A 21464-nucleotide genomic window follows, 5' to 3' on the forward strand; every position below is an offset into this window, starting at 1 on the left:
TTCTTTGTGGCGCGCCAGTATACGAAAGGCCCGGAACAGACTACGGCGGACGAAGGTGTTTTCCCGCACCGGATGAACCCGGCGTGTTTTTAGGCAGCCAGGTAAAAGATCCGTTCCTGTATCAAGGAGTGCCTAACGTGCTGTGACTTGAGTGCTGATGGCTGCCCGCATAGCTGTAGCATCCTGTAACCAGACAATGTCATCAGCATCCACCTCCAGCCCGGTAATGTGTGTAAGGGTAACTTCCAGGCCAGCCAAATCCCCGCTACCGTCAGATTTGCCGTCAATGGACATCTGAAGCCAGGCGCGGCCATTTTCGTCAGTCACTTTTCGTACCCTGTCTGTATCGATAGCGCTGGTGTGCCGGTCGATCACCGAGGGGCTACCTGGTGGCAGGTAGATTGTGCCATTGGTAAAGTCCACCGCGAAGGCTACCACACCGGGCAGAATGCCAAATAGTAGTGCGGCACCATCCAGGATAACCACTGCCGGGTCCACACGACCGCCTGTCTGGCCTTTGCGCTCAGGATACAGAAAATAACCGCAGGCGCTCACATTAATGGCCATCACCAACACGCAGCTAAGGGCAATACTGCGCCGTATACTACTACCCATGAACTCTACCTCTTTCAGCGCATCATCGACTCTGGAATCCCGGTCTGCTGTCTGGTCTCTGTCCCAAAGGCCAATTCCGGAGAAGGGATCGACTTCTCGCCTGTCCAGCCAAATATCCTTCCATGGGTAAGGGAAAAGTCACTAAATTTACGCCTATCTGCACCAGGGTGCAACAAAGTGCAAAAAAAACTGCCTAAACTTTAATCAGCGCCTGTTACGGAATGTTATGGAGATGTCATTGATTTCTGACAGTGTGGAGTGACGCACTTGTGAACAGTCCGGGCAGCTAGCATTTGTCTGGGACCGACACCAGAAATTTCAGGGAGCAGTAGTCGCAGCAGGTGCCGCCAGGGATTGGCTAAAGCACGGTATCGGGTTCGATACCGTGCTTTTTATTATTTGCACATCAATTCCATGGTGTTTCCCGGTTGGGGGGATTACCACCCTGGGCAACTGACACAAGTGCACAGTGCAAGTTCAATTTCCTGCATTGAGTCGGTAACCGCCGGCGTCAGATTCCCTCAGTTCCCTCCTCTAAGTGATCCAAATCCATGGGTGGATGACGTGAAAATATATCTGTAAAGTGGCAACTTCCACCGCCATGTGCCTGAAAAAAATGCGCGAGCCCTGTATCCTGCGCCCAGTAACAAAAGGGGGCGTAGATGAATATAACCAGTGCTTTCGACAGCGGCAATATTGAGGTTGTCAATTCCAATGCCAATCCGGTTGAGTTGGCCATCCGCCAGGACCACAATTCCGATTTTTATCAGTGGTTTCACTTTCGCCTGGAGGGGGAAACCGGGTCAAGTTATGCGCTGCGTTTCGTGAATGCTGGCAAGGCCGCTTATCCGGAGGGGTGGGAAAATTACCGGGTGTGCGCTTCCTACGACCGCCAGCACTGGTTTCGTATCGATAGCCATTTTGACGGAAATAGTCTGGATTTTACCGTAACGCTGGATGAGCCCAGTATCTATCTTGCCTATTTCGCTCCGTATTCCTGGGAGCGGCACCTGGATTTACTTGCCTGGGCCCAAAGCAGCGACCGGGTACACTTGCAAAGTCTCGGCAAAACGCTCGACGGTCGTGATATGACCCTGCTGACGGTTGGGGCTGCCAGCAGTGCCAAGCACCGGGTCTGGATGATCGCCCGCCAGCACCCTGGGGAAACCATGGCGGAATGGTTTGTGGAGGGCTTTTTGGAGGCGCTGCTGGACGAGGCCAATCCTACAGCCCGGCGTCTTCTGGCGGATACCGTCTTTTATGTGGTGCCGAATATGAATCCCGACGGCAGTGTGCGCGGTCACCTGCGCACCAACGCGGCGGGGGCAAACCTGAATCGCGAGTGGCTTGACCCCAGCATGGAGCGCAGCCCGGAGGTTTTTCTGGTGCGGCAGAAAATGCTGGAACTCGGTGGGGAACTATTTCTGGATATTCATGGGGACGAAGCGCTGCCCTACAACTTTGTCGCTGCCTGTGAGGGCATTCCCGGCTATGATGACCGCCATGCGAAACTGGAGGAGACCTTCAAACATGCCTACCTAGCGGCCAGCCCGGATTTCCAGATCGAACACGGCTACGAGCGGGACAACCCCGGTGAAGCCAACCTGTCCATAGGCACCGCCTGGGCCGGGCACCAGTTTCGCACCCTGGCGCTCACCCTGGAGATGCCTTTCAAGGATAATGACAATCTGCCCGATCCGCTCGAGGGGTGGTCTCCCGCCCGCTGCCAGCAGTTGGCCCGCGATATTCTCAATCCGATCCGCGCAGTGCTGAAAACCCTGTCGTAGCGTGTTGGCGGCTTTTGTTCGATACCTCGCCCCTATCCAGTGCCAGCAGGTTTCTGTAAGCGGTCGTTAGATGGATCGAGATCAGGCATAATTCTGCACAACAAGGCTTATAGGACTACACCATGCAATTCTCCTCCCTCTGGCGCCGTCTCGGCCTGATTGTTGCTGTCAGTGGCGCACTCACCGCCTGTCGCCAAGGCGACCCCGACGTGACCGGGAAGCAGGCAGCGGAACCAGCCGCTACCCATACGGGTCACCAGCACCCTGTGGGGAGCACCACCGGCTCCAGCTCTGATCAGGTTGAGCAGGCCCAGGTTGATGCCATAGCCGCAGATCTGCACAAGCATATCGCGGTTCTCGCTTCTGACCAGTTCGAGGGACGTGCCCCCGCCACACCGGGTGAATTGCTTACCGTCAACTATCTGGCAGAACAATTTAAAGCCCTGGGGCTGACGCCCGGCGCCATGGATGCAAAGGGCCAGCCGAGCTGGTTCCAGCAGGTACCCATCGTAGAGATGCAGATCGAATCCACTCCCCTCCGCATTGTGGGCGCGGGTGCCGAGCAGGTGTTGCAGCCAGTCACTGACATGGTGGCTTTCACTCAGCGCCAGATCCCTGCATCCGCCCTGGAGAACAGCGAATTGGTCTTTGTCGGCTATGGCATTGTTGCCCCCGAGAATGACTGGAATGACTACTCGGGGCTGGACATGTCCGGCAAGACCGCCGTTATTTTGGTCAATGACCCGGGCTATGCCAGCAAGGATGCGACTCTCTTCAATGGCAACGCCATGACTTACTATGGGCGCTGGAGTTATAAATTTGAGGAAGCCGCCCGTCAGGGTGCCGATGGTGCCATCATTATTCACGAGACCGGGGCCGCCGGTTATCCGTGGGCAGTGGTCAGCGGTTCCTGGTCGGGTACGCAAATCAGCTTGGAAGCCGACGATCGCAATGCCGATCGCGTAGCGGTGGAGGCCTGGATAACCAACAATGCAGCGGGGGCGCTGTTTCGCGCTGCCGGATTGGATCTGCAAACAGAGATGGCCGCGGCGAAAACCCGTGGTTTCAAGCCGAAGCTGCTCGGCCTCAAGGCCAATATCCGGCTGCAAAACAGTCTGCAAACCACCAGTTCCCGCAACGTGGTGGCCAAGTTGCCTGGCGGGAAACGACCGGATGAAGTGATTGTGTACACCGCGCACTGGGATCACCTGGGTGTAAACAGCAATGTTAAAGGCGAAGACCAGATCTTCAACGGCGCTGTGGACAATGCCACAGGAACCGCCGGGTTGCTGGCCATGGCTGCCCAGGCGGTAAAACTTGAACGCCCCGATCGCTCACTGGTTTTCGTTGCGGTCACCGCTGAGGAATCCGGCCTGCTCGGCTCCGGATATTATGCGGAGCACCCCGTTGCACCCCTGGAGAAAACGGTTGCGGGCATAAACTTTGATGCTATGAATGTGCTCGGGCCAGCCCGGGATATTATTGTTATTGGCTCCGGCAGCAGTGAATTGGAGCCTTTGCTGGAGGCCGCTGCAAAGGCGCAGGGCCGTTACCTGGTTCCTGAGGAACACCCCGAGCGCGGTTATTTTTACCGTTCGGATCATTTCAGCCTGGCGAAGAAAGGCGTTCCCATGCTCTATTTTGATTCCGGCACCGATAACCTGGAGCACGGTCGCCAATGGGCTCGGCGCAAAGGCGAGGAATATCTCAGCGATCACTATCACAAGCCGGGTGATGCCTATGATCCGGCGTGGAATTTAAAGGGGGCAGCCATGGACCTGCAGTTGGGGCTGCAACTGGGACTGGTGTTGGCCAACAGCCAGGATTGGCCCAACTGGTATCCGGGCAATGAGTTTCGCGCAATCCGTGATGCGAGTGCCGGTGCCAGAAAGTAGTTCCGGCGGGTGATTCCGTAATTGTCCCTCCCGCAGCAGCGGTACGGTTTTTGTACCGCTGCAATCCCATCCGTGTGTACCAGCGGCGTTGCCTGCGTTTCCTTCCCATTGCATTTGGCAAACAAAAACAGATCCCGATCTTTCTCCGACAGTTCTGGTTTAAGAAATCAAAAAGGCAGCCTCCGCTAATAGTAGGAATTGGCTGGCTGAGAGCGACAGCCCCCACACATCGTATTAAATACTGCATGCCAGGACTTTTGTCTTCTGGACAGTAATTGATAGCAAAAAACATCTCAACAATATTGCAAGTGATAACTATTACCATTAGTATCCGCAGGATTCGCGACCGCGGACACCAGCTGTGGTCAATATACGTCTTATTGAGTATTGAGGGATCTCCATGGGTACCGCTCGAAACCAAGGTTTATGCCAGACTCTTTCTCCTGCTGTGGCTGGTCTCCACCGCTCCCTATTGGCCCTTGCAGTTGCTGTCGGCGGCGCTAATGCGGTGTTTGCAGCCGAAGAGAGACGTGAGCGTCTGGAGGAAGTCCAGGTTACCGGTCAGCTGAATCTGTCCCGGCAGACTTCTATTGGCAAGCTGGATATCCCGGTCGATGAGACGCCTTTTTCTATCACACTGCGCGATAAAGCGTTCTTTGATGCTACCGGCTCCAAGTCTGTGCAGGATGTGCTGCAATATTCAGCCGGTGTGAATGGCGGCTTGTTTGGTGTGGATGCCCGTGGCGATTGGTCCTCGGTGCGCGGTGTGGACCCTGTGATGTTTATTGATGGGTTGCAGTCGATTTTTGGCAGCTATACCAGTTCCCGTGCCAATCTGTATGCCTTTGAACGGGTGGAAATCCTCAAAGGGCCTTCCTCTGTGCTCTACGGCCAGGGCTCTACAGGCGGGATTGTCAATCTGGTTTCCAAGCGCCCCCAGAGCGAATTTGGCGGTGAGCTAGTGGTGCAGGGTGGTGACTACAACCGCAAAGTGATTGCCGGTGATGTCACCGGTGTGCTGGACAGTGAAGGCAAATGGCTCTACCGCGTAGTGGGGTATGCCCGTGATGCCGATGCCCAGGTGGATCATGTAGAGGATAACAGCACTTTGTTTATGCCTTCTATCTCTTGGCGTCCCAGTGCGGATACGGAAGTAACCTTCCTGGCGAGTTATCAGAAAGACGAGACTGGTACGACTGCCGCATTTTTACCCTGGGGGGGTACGCGTATTGAGAATGAAAATGGCGATATACCGACGGATGTTTTTCTGAGTGAGCCAGGCTGGGATAAGTATGATACAGATCAAATCGCTTATAGTTTGTGGCTGGATCATCGATTGAGCGAAAACTGGGGTGTTAACGCGAGTCTGCGTTATTCAGAGGGAGAGGTTGACTATAACTCAATGTACGCGGACTTTGCTTTAGAGCTTCGCCTGGAGAAAAATATCAGAGAAGTGTCACGTACGGTGTACATGAAAGATGCTAGCAGTGACTTGCTGATTTTTGACTTACGCTTATTTGGGGAGATCTCTACCGGTCCCTTTGAGCATCAGATTTCTTTTGGCCTAGATAATCAGGATGCACAGATTGACGACCGCACATTCAGGGGGTCTGGCCTTGGTGGTTTTATTGATATTTTTGACCCCGCATACGGGTTTGTACCTGAGGGTCTGGAAGGGCTGGCGAGGGATGAAACTATTACTGATACAGAGCAGCTTGGTTTCTACTTTCAGGATCAGGTAGTGCTTGGGAATTTTATTTTTAACGCAGGGATACGTAGTGATAGAACCAGTTCCCGAGTAAAGAGTAATAATCCCGGAACAGATGATGCACGCAAGAAAGCTCGCGCAGTTACTAAACGCTTTGGCGTGATGTATGCATTTGACAGTGGTGTTTCTCCCTATATCAGTTATTCTGAATCCTTTGAGCCTGTGGTGTCAGACCCCAGTGGGCTGGGCCGCTCACTTAAACCGGTTGAGGGTGAGCAGGTGGAAGCTGGGCTCAAGTTCCAGCCTGAAGGCACTAATTTGTTGGTTACTGCCTCTGTTTTTGACATTATACAGAAGAACCGTCTCACTCCAGGACAGGAGAATATATTCGTACAAACCGGCGAGGTAAAAATTGACGGGGCAGAGCTGGAAGCAAGCGGTCAGTGGGGCAATTTAACTCTGGCTGCAAACTACAGTAATCTCGATACTGAAATTACTGAAAGTGGAATTTATTATGAGGTTGGCACCGAATTGGAAGCTGTACCTGAAAAGCAATTTTCACTTTGGGGGGAGTACAACTTCAGTGATTGGGTGCCGGGTCTGAGTTTAGGCCTGGGCGCACGGTATGTTGGGGAAAGCTACACGGGGATAGATAAAACCCATATAATCGTGGTTTCAAATCCCTTCATCGCTAATAGCCCGGCCTCACTTGCTTATTACAACAGTATTTTTGCAGAGTTTCCCACTGATAATCCGTCTTACACCCTGTACGACGCAACCATCGGCTACACTCTGGAAAGCTGGAAATTCCAGTTGAATGTAAAAAACCTGACCGATGAAATCCACACCACCTCTTGCCTGAGCCGTGGGGACTGTTTTTACGGTGAACGCCGCTATGTTACGGCTGAAGCGCGTTACACTTTCTGAATCTGATTCTTGCTAAGTATTTGCCGGCAGTGCGTGGGTGAAGGCAAGTGCCTCCGCCCTTTTACCATTAATCCGGCGATCTGACAGGGCCTGCAAACCCTGTGTGATCGCTGTCCTTGCAATACAGGCGCCGCTGGGCGACATTGCGGGAGTGTTCGAGGTGTGTCGGCCCGGAGCCCAGTAACAACTGGCCTCAGGCTGGACAAGCTGTCTATTCAGGGAAATTCATCGAGCGAGCCAAAGACTTTCTTTGTGGTATTTATGCCAAATACAATCTACACCATCGCTGGGCTGGCCAGCCTCAGCGCCCTCGCCGGCATAATCTGTTTGTACAGGGCCTGGTTGCACACCGGTGTACAGCCAGTGCGCCGCTGGCTCGGTTGGGCATTGATGGGGGTTTCCGCCGGGGGCTGGAGTTCGGTGGTCGGTGTTGAGTATGGGATCAGTATTGCCACCCTGATCGTTATATTGGGGGTCTTTGTCGTGATTGCGCTGAACGGAGACTGGCCCAGTGGCCCGCTTAGACAGGACAAGCAGAGAGCGACAGCCAGCGCTGCTCCCAGGGCTACGTATGTAATAGGGCTGCGTGGCATTGCGAGATGCCTAGTGGTGGTTATTTTGCCGGCGGTGAGCGGCGTGTCTGCAGGGCTGTTGTTCTTTGGTGTAGCCAATCTGGTCGACAGCAGTCGCCTGATTGGTGCGGGATTTGTTGCCATCGCCGTCTGGACCCTGGCGGTTGTCTGGTGTTGTGCCGATCGGAAACTGCTGCGCCCGAGTGCAGCCCTGGTGCTGTTTTCAGCGGCGAGCGGCCTGTATCTGTTGCCTGCTGCATAAGCAGGTGTGCAGTGCCCGTGCTATGGAATAGGAAGGTATCGTGAAATTCTCCCTCAAACCCTCACCAGCCTTTGTGCGCGATATGACCGATGGGCATTCGGTTCTGGGACTGGCACTGTCCACACTGCTGTACATTGTGTGCGTCAGCGGCACCCTGGCGGTTTTCTACAATGAATTTGAGCGCTGGGAGCAGGCTTCCGAACTGGAAACCCTGGCGGTCAGGCCCGCTGTGTATGCAACCGCCACAGAGCAGGCCACCGCCCTGGCGAGCGCACAGGGAGAAAAATTCAATTCAGTCACCTTTACCATTCCCAACTCGGATATGCCGAGATTGGTTGTGCGGGTTGGCAAAATTGAACGGTATCTGGGGGAGGATGGCTCGCTGCAGGGTGCAGTTTCCCACGACTGGACCCACTTTCTCACCTACCTGCACTTTGCCCTGAATCTGCCGGTGGTACTGGGAGTGCCACTGGTGGGATTGATCGGTGTGTTGATGACCGCGCTGATCCTGTCCGGTTTGCTGGCGCACCCCAAAATTCTCAAGGATGCCTTCTCTTTCCGTATGGCGGGTTCCAGGCGCTTACAGCAGGTGGACCTGCACAACCGTCTGGGTGTCTGGGCCGCACCTTTCCATCTGGCCATTGCTGTCACCGGAGCCTTCATTGGTCTGTCACAGGTGGTGGCTTTTGCGATTGCGGGGCTCTTCTTCGGTGGCGATGTGGAGAAGGTGGAAGCGATGCTGTATAGGGAAAAGGTTGCGATTGCGCAAGATGCCGGGCAGGTGCCGCTGCCGGACTTTGAAATGATTCTTGCGGAGATGTCGCGGCTGGCACCGGGCCATGAGCAGAATCGTTTGCGCATATTTCATCCTGGCCGCGAAGGGCAGATGGTAGAGATAGTCACCCGGGTTCCCGGGCGCCTGGTGTGGGGAGAGCGTTATCGGTTCGACACCCAGGGGCGGTTGGTGCACAAAGAGGGTTGGTCTGAAGGGGAGGCCGGTAAACAGGTGTACGCTTCTAATTTTCGTTTGCACTTCGGTCATTTCTCCGGCTTCCCGGTAAAAATCGCCTACTTCCTGCTGGGGGTCGGCATGTGTGTGCTGGTGGTTTCCGGCATTAATATCTGGCTGATACGCAAGCGCCAGAGAGGTGCACCTGCGATGCGCCTGGAGCGTGTGTGGATGGCCCAGGTGTGGGGAATACCGTTTGCCATCGCCTTAAGCGCTGTGGCGTACCTGGTCTTTGCTGTGTCTGCGGTACAGGTGTTTTGGTTGACCACCGCTGTTTTGAGTGTAGTTGCTGCATTTTCTGGCACAGTGGCAGGGTGGTCCATGCTGCTCAGAGGGGCCACCATTGTCGCTTGCCTGCTGGTGGTGATCGCACATGTCTCTATTTTTGGAGCAGATGCCTTTGTGCGCGCTTCACTGGTGGCCAACGCTGTGTGGTTGTTAATGGCAGCCGGTATCGCCGCCTCCTGCTTGTATACCTGGGCACGTCGTCGCACGTGCAATTTTGCCCCCTCAGTCAGGGGGGCTGTCAGTAGCAGCTAGTCATTGAGCACGGCTGGTATCCATCAGGGTGCCGGGCGCAGCATTTCTATATGGGGTATGCCGTCCTCCTCGTAGGGAGGCGATACCTGCTCGAAACCGAATCCAGTATAAAACCGGCTGAGGTGCTGCTGGGCGGAAATACGAATGGCCGTTTTGGGATACTCGCTCAGGGTGTGTTGCACGGCCCGGTCCATCAGTGCTTTGCCGAGTCCGGCACCGCGGCTGGGTTCCGTGGTGAGTACCCGCCCGATGGCGGGCTCCCGATACTTCCTGCCCGGAAACAAGACGCGCAGGTAGGCCATCAACTGTGGGGTTTTGTGGTTAGTGCTCCAGCAGGTCAGGTGCCAGGCGAACTGGTCTTTGCCATCGGCATCCTGATAGGGGCAGTGCTGTTCTACGGTAAAGACCTGCTGGCGGGCCCGCAGTATTTCATAGAGCTGGTCGATTGAGAGTTCCCTAAAGCGGTACCATTGCCACTGCATCTGGTTTCACCCTGTGTTTTTGCAAGTTGTTTTGCTCAAGTCGTGCAGCCTGTGTGGATGCTTTGGTCGACAACTTGAATCGCTGGTGTTAATTAAACGCGCGACAAGAGGAGTGTAAAGCTCCCTGCATAGCCCAACCAAGGTTTCGGCTTTGGTGGGCGGAAGAAAAAAAGTGACTGGTTGCATCGCCAAAATCGAAGCGGCGTTTGCATTGGTCGAAGAGGACAGACAGCGCATTAATCAGAAATTGTGGCAGTGGGCGCACGAGCGAAAGTGCCGTGCTTGAGATAGTGGAGAACCTGGGTAATAACCCTTCTGTCTTTCATCATAAATACGTGGGTAACCGGCATTTCCAGGTGATCATTCATCCCCTCCAGCTTGGTACTGGAGACCGAGACTTTTCCATCATCCATGTCCGGAATCAGCTGTGACAGTATCAGGTTGATACTGCGGGTGCCGGCAATGATGCCCACATCGAAGTTTGCACGCCCCAGCTTGTTGGGAACACTCAGGGCACCGGTGCCCAGTTGTAAGCCGGCATCACCAAAGACAAATTGAAAACCCGGGAAATGGCCGAGTTTGTCCACCACTTCACTGCCTCTGTTAGGCGGCCCCAGCATGACCACACGGTTCAGGTTTTCAACTCCCGCCTGACTCAGATACTGACGGACAAGAATTCCGCCCAAAGAGTGAGTGACAAAATTGACTTCGTCCTGATCGGCACAGGTTTCCAGTGCCGGAGTGATGGCTTTGCCGGCAAGCTCTTCAATGGGGAATTTTGTGGAGGGATAGTTTACGTTGACGGTTTTGTAGCCTGCGGCGCTGATTGCCTGCGCCAATCTGGCCATGGAGGCGTCGGACTTGGCTAGGCCATGCAAAAGAATCACACAGGCAGAATGGGCACTCACCGACAGGGTGCTCAGAGAGAGTGCCAGGGCGACAATCAGTTTTTTCATTGGCTTCGTTTCAATCATGCGGTTGTCAGAAGCAGTATGCTGTCCCCTCAGGAAAATGCCAAGCGCGCCAGTGATCAGCCTAAGCCGGTTGGCAAAGAGCTAGCAGTATTGTTGAAGTAACTCCGCCATCTGCTCTGGTCTATCTGGAGTGACTACCAGGGTTCTTGTGGGAAAACGCAACACCACGGCCTTATCGTGATTTGTGGCAAAAGCCCTGTAACGCCCCAGCGCCTTGTTCTGGAACAGCCCGATATAACCAAACAGCCCCCCATTGCCAAATAGGCGTACCGATCCTTGCATTGCGGAGGGATTTGCCTGGGCTTCGGTCAAACCGTCCAGGGGAATGGCGGTTTTCCAGCCGGGACGGAGAATCAGTAGGATATTGTTGCGGATAGTGTAGCCGCGAATGGCAAACAGGGCGCAGAGCAGCAGTATGCCCAGCGGCAGGGCAATGGCGATGCTATAGAGGGTGGAGGGAGATTCTGGAATCTTTAGTGTCAGGATAAGGGGGATCGCCAGTAGTAAAGCCGTACTCAGTGCAGTGGTCAATTTGAGCTGGCGATTCCAGGGCGCATGAAAAACAGTGGAATACATAGAGGTTTTTTGAAAGATGGGTAGCCAGGGTATTGCAATCATAGTGCTGTTGAACTCCTTTTGGCAAAAGTGCTGTGCCGTAGTCGGGAAGTGGGAAAGGGTGCTGGCCTTCCTGCCTCTGGGCTGGACAGGGGGGGTACAGGGGCATAGTGCAAATGCACAGTGATAGCGGTGGTGAATCTATGAGCACTGCAGGTAGGGATAAGGCGCCTCTCTCGGCGTTGGTGGTAGAAGGGGGCGCTATGCGGGGCATCTTTGCGGCCGGGGTGCTGGATGCCTTTCTCGAGGCAGATTACCGGCCCTTTGATTTTGCCATTGGTGTTTCCGCGGGTGCTACCAACCTGATTGGCTACCTGGCGGGGGATCACGGTCGCAGCCGCAGGATTTTGCTGGATCACGCCCGACGGGCGGACTTCATAGACTGGCGCCGCTATTTACGCGGTGGCCACTTCTGTGATATCAGCTGGCTGTGGCACGCCTCTTATAAAGATGAACCCCTCAATATCCAGCGTTATACAGAAAATGCGGTACCACTTTATGCAGTGACTACCAGTATCGTCAGCGGACAGGCCTGCTATATGCGGGTAACGCCGCACAATATGCATGAAGTGTTTCCCGCTTCCTGCGCCATTCCGGTCGTGTACCGGAATTTCCCCCCGGTAAATGGCGAGCCGATGACCGATGGAGGCCTGGCGGATTCTATCCCGGTTAATTGGGCTTACCGACAAGGAGCTCGTGATATCACTGTTGTGCGGTCGCGTCCACGAGGATATCGAAAGCGGGTCGGGCCCGCACCAAAATTTATCAAGCAGTTTTTCCATGACCATGCGCGCCTGTTTGAAACAGTGCTGGAACGAGGGGAAAGATACAACCGGGCGCTGGATTTTATGGATTCTCCCCCGGAGGACTGCCGCATCTCGGTGATAGCGCCTCCGAAACAGTTTCCGGTAAAGCGCTTTACCCAGGAGGCTGATCTGCTGGAGAAAGGATATGCCTATGGCAGGGCACTGGGATGGAAATTCCTGTGTGACGGGATAGGAATAGACACCCCGGTATCTGCTGCTGAGTAAATCCATCCCAAATAGGTAAACCCCCATGGGGCTTGGCGAGTCGGGTCGGCAGTGGTGTTTTCGATATATTCGGCATCTTTTTCCTCTTGGGAGCAGGCAGTGTTTGGAGGACTGGTGGAGATACGATTGGCTGGGGTAGGTGATGGGGCGGCACTGTCTGATTTTTATACCAGAAATGCGGATCACCTGCGACGTTGGGAACCCACCAGAAGCGGTGCATATCACACGGTTCCGGTCTGGGAGCGAAGATTGCAGGCTTGGCAGGCTGAGTTTCAGGAAGGGCGATCTGTCCACTTCCTGGGTATCCTCCCGGATGCTTCCAGGGTTATTGCCGTCTGCTCCCTGACCAATATTATTCGGGGGCCGTTCCAGGCGTGTAACATGGGGTATGCGGTAGACCGGCACTGTGAGGGACGAGGCGTGATGAAAACACTGTGTGGCCATGTAGTGGCCTATGCCTTCGATGTGTTGAAATTAAATCGGGTGATGGCTAACTACATGCCCGATAACCATCGCTCCGCAGTGCTTTTGCGCAGTCTGAATTTTACAATCGAAGGGGTTGCAAAACGCTATTTGTTGATCAATGGCTGCTGGGAGGACCATGTTCTCACCGCGAGGATTAACACCAAAAAGGCTTGACCTGGGGTATGTCATACAGCTCAAACTTTGTCACCGCACCCTTGCCCTGCCTGTACTGGAAGATCGGGAATTTATTGGGTTGCTTGTGGTTGCTGCAATGCGTCTTCATGGGTGTTCGCCACCCCGTTTGTTCATAAGTAAACCACTGTGCCTACTCCACCGAAAACGATAAAATCTGGCTGATTTCATTCAAGCTGCGATTGGACTGCGCCTGCCAGATTTCAACCGCCTGCTGCAGGGCGGCCCAGTCTTTTTTCGATGAGGGAGACTTCTCCACTACCCCTTCCCGAACCAAAGCCCGTACTGTGTCACTGGCAAAAATCAAAGTATCCACTCCCATTCGGCGCAGAAACACCTGGGCAGTTTTCCCTCCCAGCCTGTCTCCTTCCCTCCTCAGCAGTTTCAGGTTTTCCACATAGTTATCGGTATTCCAGCTGGCGAAGTACTTTCCCAGGCTGCCATGGGTATGGGACAGGTACCAAAAGAAATCCGCATTTTTTTGTATGGACCGGGTCTTTTTCCAATGCCGTACCATCCCTTTCTGGTGCATCAGGTCATCGAGGGCCCCTTCAGACAGATAGCGGCAAAAAGACAGGTCAAAACCGTGAAAAACCGTCTCAATGTCCGGCCATTTCTTCTCGATCACGTTCCAACTGAACCCCGCCTGAAATACGGCTTTGGCGGCTGCAGATAACCACTGGTTGTTTGGGATCTGCATGAGATACTCTGGCGGTTTCGGCTTGACAAGCCGGTCTTTGAGTCTGTCCTCACCACCAAACCGGTCGATCACCGGGGCGGCAATATCGTTGAAATCCCGCATACAGATTGATTTCCTTTTTCCCAATGCCCCTATTGCTCCCAGGGAGTGCTGGCCGGGCATTGCATTCTCTGGTCGAGTAACCGTCTGGGGCAATGATCCCAGTTACCCCATAAATTGGCCACTTTCCTCACTGAAGCGGGTAGGCTAACCTTTTCACCGCTGGTTGTAATTGATCCAACTGCCCTTGGGTGATAGGTGAACATCTGGACGTGTCTCTGGTCCGGCAGGATGACAGGGGAAATCTTCGGGAATTGAAACAAGCAGGTTTTCAGTGAAAACGCTACTCATAACGAAGCAGGGCTATGAAGCGCTCAAAGAGGAACTCAATACGCTCTGGCGTGTAGAACGCCCTGATATCACAAAGCGGGTGAGTTGGGCTGCCAGTCTGGGAGATCGCAGTGAGAATGCGGACTATCAGTACAATAAAAAACGTTTGCGGGAGATTGATCGCCGTGTCCGCTATCTGCGAAAGCGCATAGAGACCCTTAAGGTTGTGGAGTACAGTCCCGAACAGGAAGGTAAAGTCTTCTTTGGCGCCTGGGTGGAGGTGGAGGATGATGAAGGTGCGGTGCTGAGGTTTCGCATCGTGGGGTATGACGAGATCTTTAGCCGTAAAGACTACATATCCGTTGACTCACCCATGGCCAGGGCGCTTTTGAACAAGGCGGTGGGTGATGAAGCTGAGGTCGTGACAGATGCCGGCGTCAAGATTTGGTCTATCAATTTGATCGAGTATAAACAATAGCTTTCAACGCACGACTTTCAGCCTGGAAGCCCACTGGGTTTCCAGGCAACTACAGGTTACCATCCCGGTCATGCAATTTCCCTTATTGCCAGGGGACATCTAAGCAAGATTCTCAATATCAATACCTGGACCGGGTTCTGCCAGTGGAAAGCCGAAAATACGGCTGTAAAATTCCAGTTCCCCCTCCAGAGCCATCTCAATGCTGTCTCCACTGCGAAAACCGTGACCCTCGTTGGCAAAGGTGATCAGAGATACCGGAATTCCTCGAAGCTTCAGTGCCTGCACCATGGTTTCGGCCTGGTTGGGCGGGACCACCTTGTCCTCCATACCTTGAAAGAAAATAACCGGACAGCACAGCTTTTCCACATGGTGGATCGGTGAGCGTTCACGGTAAACGGCTTCTGCTGCGGGCCAGGGACCGACCAGTTTGTCCAGATAGCGGGATTCAAACTTGTGGGTATCCTTGGCCAGGCTACTGAGTTGGCCAATGCCATAGTGGCTGGCGCCAGCTTTGAAGGTATCGTGGAAAGTCAGGGCGGCGAGCACGGTATAGCCGCCGGCACTGCCGCCTTTGATCAACAGCCGCTCAGGATCTGCCAGTCCCTGGGAAACCAAATACTGCGCTCCGGCGCACACCTCCTCCACATCGTAGAGCCCCCATTGGTGTGCGAGGCGGTCACGATACCTGCGCCCGTAGCCAGTGCTGCCGGAGTAATTGACATCCAGAATGGCGAAGCCGCGGCTGGTCCAGTACTGTACTTTCAGGTTGAGACCAGCAGAGGTGGCACCGGTTGGGCCGCCGTGGCTGAAGACAATGAGCGGGGGCTTTTCACGCTCCGGAGCGCTAAACTGCGGGTTGTGTGGTGGGTAATAAAAGCCATATACCTCCCGGCCATCCAGGGTAAAGGTAATTTCCCGGGCATTGGAAAAGAGGTTGCCCGGTAAATCATAGCTGTTACTCTTGGCAATCACTTGGAGGGCTTGATTGGCGCGGTTAAAGGCGACCACGGCGGGAAACCGGTCTGAGCCGGCGGCAATCATCACGGCTTTGCCGTTCTCACAGTGCAGGCTTTCGATATCGCAGTAGGGTTGTTGAATGGCCTGATGCACACCGGTGAGCGTATTGATTAGCGCCAGGGACCAGCGGCCAGCCTCCGTAAAGGTGCAAAGAATCTCCTCGGTACCGACAAAGCCATAAGTGGACATACCGAACGTCCACTGGGGTGTGGCGAATTCCGCTTTCTTTTCCCACAGAGGTGTGTCCGAGCCCAGGCGGTAGAGGTTCCACCAGTTGTTGCGATCTGAAACATAGAAGAGTTCCCCTTTCGGCGACCATTGGGGCTGGAAAATGGACTCGTTTTCCCCACCGGCTACCTGCACAACTGTGCTGATTTCCCCTCCATTATCTATTGTGGCAATACACAGTTCGGTGGCATCCCAGGGGAGATTTGGGTGATGCCAGCGCAGGAAAGCCAATTTGCTGCCCTCGGTATTCAGGGTTGGGTTGGAGTAAAAATCCGCTCCCTCCAGCAAAACCTTGGGCACACAGGGCAGTGGTTTGCCCAGGTCGATCGCGATGATGCGTGCGCGAGGTTCCACACCTTCACTGAGATTGCGATGATCCTCCTCAACACAAATCAGGCGGTTGCGCTTCTCGTCCAGCACCAGGTCCGCATAGCGGCAATCCCGCCTGGGGGTAATGGCCTCGGGTTGGGCACCGCTCAACGGCATGCGGTAGAGACACTGGTCCTCGGCAAGCACAAAATACAGGGTATCTCCCTGCACCAGATAGCTGCCACCGCCGTACTCGTGGACTTTGGAGCGGATGCTCAAAGGGGCCGAAACCAGGTCTCGCCGCCCCTGTTGCGGGCAGGATTCAACCAGCACATTGCGGCCGTGCTCGGCCGGGCGGGATTCCAGCCAGTAATAGCGCCCCTTGTGCAGGCTGGTTTCCGACAGACGCACACTGGTTTTGGCAATGAGTTTGGCATTGATTGCGGATTTCCAACTGCCGTAGGGGGCGATTTTCGTTTCAGGGGCCTCGACCATTGAACTTTCACTTACTCAGCGGGTTTTGGGCATTCTGCCGAGCGGGTAGTGCGGTTACAAGGTGTCTTTTTCTGGCGCTTGTGCTGTGCTAGGCTGCTGCTCCCAAGCAAGCGCTTGGTCTCTATGTATGACCTGTCCGTGCGCATTCGCTGGAACCGGTTTAGAGATCTCGGCTTTATAGAGAGTCCAAATAGAACATTCAGGAGAGTCGCGATGTCTGATGAAGTGGTTATTACCTGCGCCCTGACCGGTGTGCTCACCAATCCTCAGCAACATCCGGTACCGGTAACGCCGACGGAAATGGCGAACTCTGCCCGTGACGCTTATGATGCCGGGGCATCGGTTATGCACGTGCACTTTCGTAACCAGGAGCGCGGGAAGGGGCACCTGCCCAGTTGGGACCCGCAAGTAGCACTGGAAATTGCCGCTGCGATTCGGGATAAGTGTCCGGGCGTTATTTTAAATTTTTCCACTGGTACCATCGGGCGAGACCAACGCGGTCCTCTGGCATGTGTGCGCGCCGGCAAGCCGGAGATCGCCGCTTGCAATGCCGGCAGTCTCAACTACCTGAAGGCGCGTGCCAACGGGTCCTGGGCTTGGCCGCCGATGGTGTTCGACAACCCGGTAGACAAAGTGGCAGAGCTGCTTGAGGTTTGTGCTGAAGTGGGCACAAGACCAGAGTTTGAGTGTTTCGACCTGGGCATCGTGCGCTCAGTTGGCATGTATGCGGATGTGGGCATGGTGGACAAGCCCAATTACAATCTGGTGATGGGGGTGGCCTCGGGAATGCCCGCTGACCCTGAGCTATTGGCATTGATGCCCAAATATATGAAGTCCGGCAGTCTTTGGCAAAGTACAGTGATTGGACGGGACGAAATCTGGCCGGTGCACCGCAAGACGGCCGAACTGGGTGGACATTTGCGCACCGGGGTTGAGGATACATTTTATCTGCCTGACGGGGATCGTTCCCGTGGCAATGGCCAGTTGATTGAAGCCCTGGTGGCGGTGGCAGAAGAGTGTGGGCGCAAGGTAGTATCCCCGCAAAGGGCCCGGGACATTTTTTGCTAGCGATCTTCAGTGTTGGCCTCTGCAAGCCATGCAAGAACTTGAAATTTCGATTGTGGCCTAAAGGACGCTGGTGCATAGGCAATTCAGGTTATTTCCAGCCCTGTCTGTGCCTGGACGTTTCATCTCTTCGTTGTGACTTTACATCGTACTCACAATTCCTTTTATGGCTCGACAATAGGGAAGTTGCCCTTTGGCATATCAAACAGGGAAATAAACTTCAAAAAATCCAGTTTGCTGCCTTGAAGGCGAATATCTTCAGATCCCAGTATCTCACTGAGCCCAGCGCGGCCCACCAGCAGATCAATAAACAGTGGATGTGTAATGGATAACCGGGCATTGGTCCCGGCAGGGATTTCACCGCTGCGGTAGTGTAAGACTGAATTGCGTAGCTGCAGGGTAAACGTCTGGCCGATATCGGTAAAATGGATACCAATCACCAACTGCAGATCTTCCGTATCCTCGGCTTTCAGCCTGACGCTCAAGGCCTGCATAAAGTGTTCAATCGGGGTCTCCCGCAACAGCTCGATCGCATCATTCATATTCACCCCCTGCCTGGGAGGGCCGTTCAGCAACTCATAGGATGCTGTCAGATAAGCATCCCGCCAGGGAGCGGACTCTGCCTGATAGGCCAGTTGTTGATAAGCATCGGCCAGAAGTTGTTTTGCCTCTACATGTGTGGGTTCGGCAAAAATGACGTGGTTCAGCACTTCCGCGACCCAGCGATACTCCCCTTTGGCGAAGGAATCCCTGGCCCTGCTTACTACAGCATCCGCGCCGCCCATATATTCCAGGTATTTCCTGCCAGCCAGTGGAGGGGGCAGTGGATTCAGGTTGGCAGGATTGCCGTCATACCAGCCAAAATAATACTGGTACACGGCCTTACTATTATGGCTGAGGGTACCGTAGTAACCGCGATTATAAAAGACAGAAGACAGTGAGCTTGGGATACTAATCTGTTCTGCAATTTCGTTTGGGGTGCTGCCCCGGTTGGCATAGCGTAGGGTTTGATCGTGAATAAAGCGGTAAAGATCGGCCTGCTTGGTTAAGAATGCCTGAATCTGGTCCCTGCCCCATATTGGCCAGTGGTGACTGCCAAAATAAATGTCGGCCTGTGAAAACTGGATTCTGGCCTTTTCTATGGCCTGGCTCCAGCTTAAGGCATTGCGCACCTTAGCGCCACGCAGAGTATATAAATTGTGTTGGGTTCTTGAGACCACCTCAGCGCCGCAAAAGGCCTGTTTGGCTGGCAGATAAAACATGAGTTCGGCAGGCGCTTCACTGCCGGGTGCATTTTGGAATACAAACTCCACGCCATCGATCGTTTTATGCTGTCTCGGCTGATCAATCGTCATCGTGGGTGTTAAAATACTGGTACTGCCAAATACGGGTTCTTTGCCAAGCCCCGAATCAATGTGGCCGGTCACAGAGCGCGGTAATCGCTTTCCATACATAAACATAGCACGCCGGGTCATCGCTGGACCGGTGACAATATTCTCACTGGTCGCCGCCTCCATAAAACCCTCGGGCGCAACAACCACAATATTGCCCACTTCAAGATCGACAGGGGATACCACGCCCATCGCACCACCGAAGTGGTCGATATGGCTGTGGGTAAAAATGATGCCGGTAATGGGTTTAGCGCCCAACTGAGCTTGCGCAAACCGCAAGGCAATGCCAGCGGTTTCGATTGTGGTTAAAGGGTCAACCAGTATCCAGCCTGTATCGCCCTCGATGATCGTCATATTGGCCAGATCAAACCCGCGCAGTTGGTACACGCCGTCAGTCACTCTGAACAAACCGCGAATATTGTTCAAAGCGGCCTGTCGCCAAAGGCTCGGGTTGACGGTTGCCGGTGCTTTTCCCTGAATAAAACCATAGGCGGATGGCTCCCAAAGGATGCGCCCCAGACCATTTTCAATACTCTCCAAGGGGGCTTCGGCAATCAGGCCCCGTGTGGCTTGTTCAAACTCTGCCGAGGAGGACAAATCCAATTCGGGGGCAAACTGTTGGTTGTATTCCTGAGTTGCAACACTGGCCTCGCTGGCCTGATCAATAATGCCTGTAGTATCCCGCTGGCAGGCGCACAGCAAAAATAGAGCCAGACCAAAAAAACAATTGCGGGTATTCAAGGGTACGCTCCCACTACTATCGGAGAATTGTTCATAGTGCACACTGCAACCTGATGAATTTACTGGTTATCCCTTTTGAAAGCTGTAGGGGATCAAGCGTTAGTTGTGCACGGAGATATAATGACGATGCAGGGATAAATATAATCTCTTCGATACGTAATACCGAATTGCCGGCGTAATACTGGGAGCATGCCACCTCAATCGGTATCCCATCTAGAGATTCCCTTTTCTTATTGTCACGCTGAGCATACCACGGGTGTGTGGGAGGGAGGACCCCAGGTTGGGCGGTGTGTTTAGTAAGTTGCCCTTTGGGGCTCCTGCGTGGCTGGGTTGTAGGAAGTATAGGGGCACATTGTCCCGCCCGTTTAGTGTCACGAGCCCCGCTTACCGGCTGGCCAGCAGTTGCCGCAATATTTCCCGGTAGATATCCTTGAGTTGGTCCAGGTGTTGTGCCTTCACACACTCGTCGATCTGATGGATGGTGGCATTTACCGGGCCCAGTTCCACCACCTGCGCACCGGTTGGTGCGATAAAGCGGCCGTCCGAGGTGCCCCCGGCGGTGGATAGTTTGGTCACTATACCCGTGACTGTGAGAATCGCCTCCTGCACCGCCTGGACCAGGGGCCCCCCGGCGGTGAGGAAGGGGGTTCCGGAAAGGTTGAAGTCTGCCTCGTAGCGTAGATTGTACCTGTCCAAAATACGACGCGTGCGCAGTTCCAGCTCCTCTGCGGAAGATTCGGTTGAGAAGCGCCAGTTACAGAGGAGATCCACCTCTGCGGGGATGACATTGCTGACCCCGGTGCCCCCATTGATATTGGACACCTGAAAGGTGGTGGCAGGAAAAAATTGGTTGCCCTGATCCCACTTCTCGGTGGTCAGTTCGGTCAAAGCCGGAGCCAGTGCATGGATGGGATTTTTGGCCAGGTGGGGGTAGGCCACGTGGCCCTGCACACCCAAGACCTTCAGTGCCAGGCCCAACGAACCGCGCCGACCGTTTTTGATGACGTCACCGAGATGCTCGCTGCTGGAAGGCTCCCCGACAATACAGCAGTCGATCTGTTCCCCCCTCTCCTGTAGCCATTCAATCACTTTGACGGTGCCATCGATTGCCGGCCCTTCCTCGTCGCTGGTGACCAGAAAAGCAATGCGTCCGCAGTGCTGAGGATGCTCAGTCACAAACGCTTCACAGGCCACGACCATCGCGGCAAGAGAGCCTTTCATATCGGCGGCGCCGCGGCCATAAAGGAAGCCGTCCCGTATCTGCGGTTCGAAAGGCGGGCTGCACCAGTGTTCCTCTGGTCCGGTTGGCACCACATCGGTATGACCGGCGAAAGCGAGCAGCGGACCCGCACTTTGTCCATTGCGAACTGCCCAGAAATTGTCGGTATCACCGTGGCGCAGCCTGATCGTTTGAAAGCCGATGTTTTTCAGGCGCTGGATCATCAGGTCCATACAACCGGCATCTTCAGGGGTGATGGAGCGGCGGCGGATCAGGTCACAGGCGAGTTCCAGGGTGGGGGTCACGAGAGTATTCCTGTATCGGTTGTTCATCTTTGGTCGGCGCTGGGTAGTCAAAAGCGCAGGTTGCAGTGGCCGG

The 21464-nt window shown here is 54.4% G+C and carries 17 protein-coding genes; 9 read left to right on the forward strand and 8 right to left on the reverse strand.

Annotated features, from left to right (window positions below; genetic code table 11):
- Positions 1–132: 132 nt before the first annotated feature.
- On the reverse strand, positions 133–615 hold the full coding sequence (locus tag M8T91_RS07190; RefSeq protein WP_301418217.1) for a hypothetical protein: 483 nt from the start codon (positions 613–615) through the stop codon (positions 133–135).
- A gap of 662 nt (positions 616–1277) precedes the next feature.
- Between M8T91_RS07190 and M8T91_RS07195 the strand changes: the two genes are divergently transcribed.
- The 5 genes from M8T91_RS07195 (at position 1278) to M8T91_RS07215 (ending at position 9315) form a co-directional block, all read left to right on the forward strand.
- Positions 1278–2402 carry a M14 family metallopeptidase gene (locus M8T91_RS07195; protein ID WP_301418219.1) on the forward strand — a complete coding sequence of 375 codons (1125 nt, stop codon included), beginning with the start codon at positions 1278–1280 and terminating at the stop codon, positions 2400–2402.
- A 122-nt stretch (positions 2403–2524) separates the two neighbouring features.
- Entirely contained in the window at positions 2525–4297 is a 1773-nt protein-coding gene (locus tag M8T91_RS07200) for a M28 family metallopeptidase (protein WP_301418221.1), read from the forward strand.
- Positions 4298–4697: 400 nt separating this feature from the next.
- Positions 4698–6932, forward strand: coding sequence for a TonB-dependent siderophore receptor (locus tag M8T91_RS07205; protein ID WP_301418223.1), 2235 nt, complete (start codon positions 4698–4700; stop codon positions 6930–6932).
- A 261-nt stretch (positions 6933–7193) separates the two neighbouring features.
- Entirely contained in the window at positions 7194–7766 is a 573-nt protein-coding gene (locus tag M8T91_RS07210; RefSeq protein WP_301418225.1) for a hypothetical protein, read from the forward strand.
- A gap of 40 nt (positions 7767–7806) precedes the next feature.
- Positions 7807–9315: a PepSY-associated TM helix domain-containing protein gene (locus tag M8T91_RS07215; RefSeq protein ID WP_301418227.1), complete on the forward strand. Its 1509-nt coding sequence runs from the start codon at positions 7807–7809 to the stop codon at positions 9313–9315.
- A 23-nt stretch (positions 9316–9338) separates the two neighbouring features.
- Here M8T91_RS07215 and M8T91_RS07220 read toward each other — a convergent pair whose 3' ends face one another.
- The 3 genes from M8T91_RS07220 to M8T91_RS07230 form a co-directional block, all read right to left on the reverse strand.
- Positions 9339–9797, reverse strand: coding sequence for a GNAT family N-acetyltransferase (locus M8T91_RS07220; RefSeq protein ID WP_301418229.1), 459 nt, complete (start codon positions 9795–9797; stop codon positions 9339–9341).
- Between the two features lie 236 nt (positions 9798–10033).
- Positions 10034–10753 (reverse strand): esterase/lipase family protein, encoded by a 720-nt coding sequence (locus M8T91_RS07225; protein ID WP_301418231.1) that lies wholly within the window; start codon positions 10751–10753, stop codon positions 10034–10036.
- A gap of 99 nt (positions 10754–10852) precedes the next feature.
- A complete protein-coding gene (locus tag M8T91_RS07230; protein WP_301418233.1) occupies positions 10853–11389 on the reverse strand; it encodes a PH domain-containing protein in 537 nt (178 codons plus the stop codon).
- Between the two features lie 113 nt (positions 11390–11502).
- Between M8T91_RS07230 and M8T91_RS07235 the strand changes: the two genes are divergently transcribed.
- Together M8T91_RS07235 and M8T91_RS07240 are read left to right on the forward strand one after the other, a co-directional pair.
- Complete coding sequence (locus M8T91_RS07235) at positions 11503–12417, forward strand: patatin-like phospholipase family protein (RefSeq protein ID WP_301418235.1); 915 nt, start codon at positions 11503–11505, stop codon at positions 12415–12417.
- A 99-nt stretch (positions 12418–12516) separates the two neighbouring features.
- On the forward strand, positions 12517–13056 hold the full coding sequence (locus M8T91_RS07240; protein WP_301418237.1) for a GNAT family N-acetyltransferase: 540 nt from the start codon (positions 12517–12519) through the stop codon (positions 13054–13056).
- Between the two features lie 151 nt (positions 13057–13207).
- Here M8T91_RS07240 and M8T91_RS07245 read toward each other — a convergent pair whose 3' ends face one another.
- The gene (locus M8T91_RS07245; RefSeq protein ID WP_301418239.1) at positions 13208–13876 is read right to left on the reverse strand and encodes a DNA-3-methyladenine glycosylase I; all 669 of its coding nucleotides are present in this window, start codon (positions 13874–13876) and stop codon (positions 13208–13210) included.
- A 271-nt stretch (positions 13877–14147) separates the two neighbouring features.
- Between M8T91_RS07245 and greB the strand changes: the two genes are divergently transcribed.
- Positions 14148–14621: a transcription elongation factor GreB gene (gene greB / locus M8T91_RS07250; RefSeq protein WP_301418241.1), complete on the forward strand. Its 474-nt coding sequence runs from the start codon at positions 14148–14150 to the stop codon at positions 14619–14621.
- A gap of 99 nt (positions 14622–14720) precedes the next feature.
- On the opposite strand, the gene M8T91_RS07255 is transcribed toward greB, so the two are convergent.
- Positions 14721–16670 (reverse strand): S9 family peptidase, encoded by a 1950-nt coding sequence (locus tag M8T91_RS07255; RefSeq protein WP_301418243.1) that lies wholly within the window; start codon positions 16668–16670, stop codon positions 14721–14723.
- A gap of 213 nt (positions 16671–16883) precedes the next feature.
- Here M8T91_RS07255 and M8T91_RS07260 point away from each other — a divergent pair, with 213 nt between their 5' ends.
- Positions 16884–17738, forward strand: a complete 855-nt coding sequence (locus M8T91_RS07260; RefSeq protein ID WP_301418245.1) for a beta-keto acid cleavage family enzyme — start codon at positions 16884–16886, stop codon at positions 17736–17738.
- A gap of 161 nt (positions 17739–17899) precedes the next feature.
- Here M8T91_RS07260 and M8T91_RS07265 read toward each other — a convergent pair whose 3' ends face one another.
- Positions 17900–19867 carry an alkyl/aryl-sulfatase gene (locus M8T91_RS07265; RefSeq protein ID WP_301418247.1) on the reverse strand — a complete coding sequence of 656 codons (1968 nt, stop codon included), beginning with the start codon at positions 19865–19867 and terminating at the stop codon, positions 17900–17902.
- A 384-nt stretch (positions 19868–20251) separates the two neighbouring features.
- Entirely contained in the window at positions 20252–21391 is a 1140-nt protein-coding gene (gene dapE / locus M8T91_RS07270; RefSeq protein WP_301418248.1) for a succinyl-diaminopimelate desuccinylase, read from the reverse strand.
- Positions 21392–21464 lie beyond the last annotated feature (73 nt).

It is taken from the genome of Microbulbifer sp. MI-G (assembly GCF_030440425.1).
In the GTDB taxonomy this organism is placed as follows: Bacteria; Pseudomonadota; Gammaproteobacteria; order Pseudomonadales; family Cellvibrionaceae; genus Microbulbifer; species Microbulbifer spongiae.

Excerpts from the sequence above, each read along its gene's own strand:
- M8T91_RS07190 (WP_301418217.1), bottom strand. The coding sequence starts at position 615 with ATGGGTAGTAGTATACGGCGCAGTATTGCCCTTAGCTGCGTGTTGGTG.
- M8T91_RS07195 (WP_301418219.1), top strand. The coding sequence starts at position 1,278 with ATGAATATAACCAGTGCTTTCGACAGCGGCAATATTGAGGTTGTCAAT.
- M8T91_RS07200 (WP_301418221.1), top strand. The coding sequence starts at position 2,525 with ATGCAATTCTCCTCCCTCTGGCGCCGTCTCGGCCTGATTGTTGCTGTC.
- M8T91_RS07205 (WP_301418223.1), top strand. The coding sequence starts at position 4,698 with ATGGGTACCGCTCGAAACCAAGGTTTATGCCAGACTCTTTCTCCTGCT.
- M8T91_RS07210 (WP_301418225.1), top strand. The coding sequence starts at position 7,194 with ATGCCAAATACAATCTACACCATCGCTGGGCTGGCCAGCCTCAGCGCC.
- M8T91_RS07220 (WP_301418229.1), bottom strand. The coding sequence starts at position 9,797 with ATGCAGTGGCAATGGTACCGCTTTAGGGAACTCTCAATCGACCAGCTC.
- M8T91_RS07225 (WP_301418231.1), bottom strand. The coding sequence starts at position 10,753 with ATGAAAAAACTGATTGTCGCCCTGGCACTCTCTCTGAGCACCCTGTCG.
- M8T91_RS07230 (WP_301418233.1), bottom strand. The coding sequence starts at position 11,389 with ATGATTGCAATACCCTGGCTACCCATCTTTCAAAAAACCTCTATGTAT.
- M8T91_RS07235 (WP_301418235.1), top strand. The coding sequence starts at position 11,503 with ATGCACAGTGATAGCGGTGGTGAATCTATGAGCACTGCAGGTAGGGAT.
- M8T91_RS07245 (WP_301418239.1), bottom strand. The coding sequence starts at position 13,876 with ATGCGGGATTTCAACGATATTGCCGCCCCGGTGATCGACCGGTTTGGT.
- M8T91_RS07255 (WP_301418243.1), bottom strand. The coding sequence starts at position 16,670 with ATGGTCGAGGCCCCTGAAACGAAAATCGCCCCCTACGGCAGTTGGAAA.
- M8T91_RS07260 (WP_301418245.1), top strand. The coding sequence starts at position 16,884 with ATGTCTGATGAAGTGGTTATTACCTGCGCCCTGACCGGTGTGCTCACC.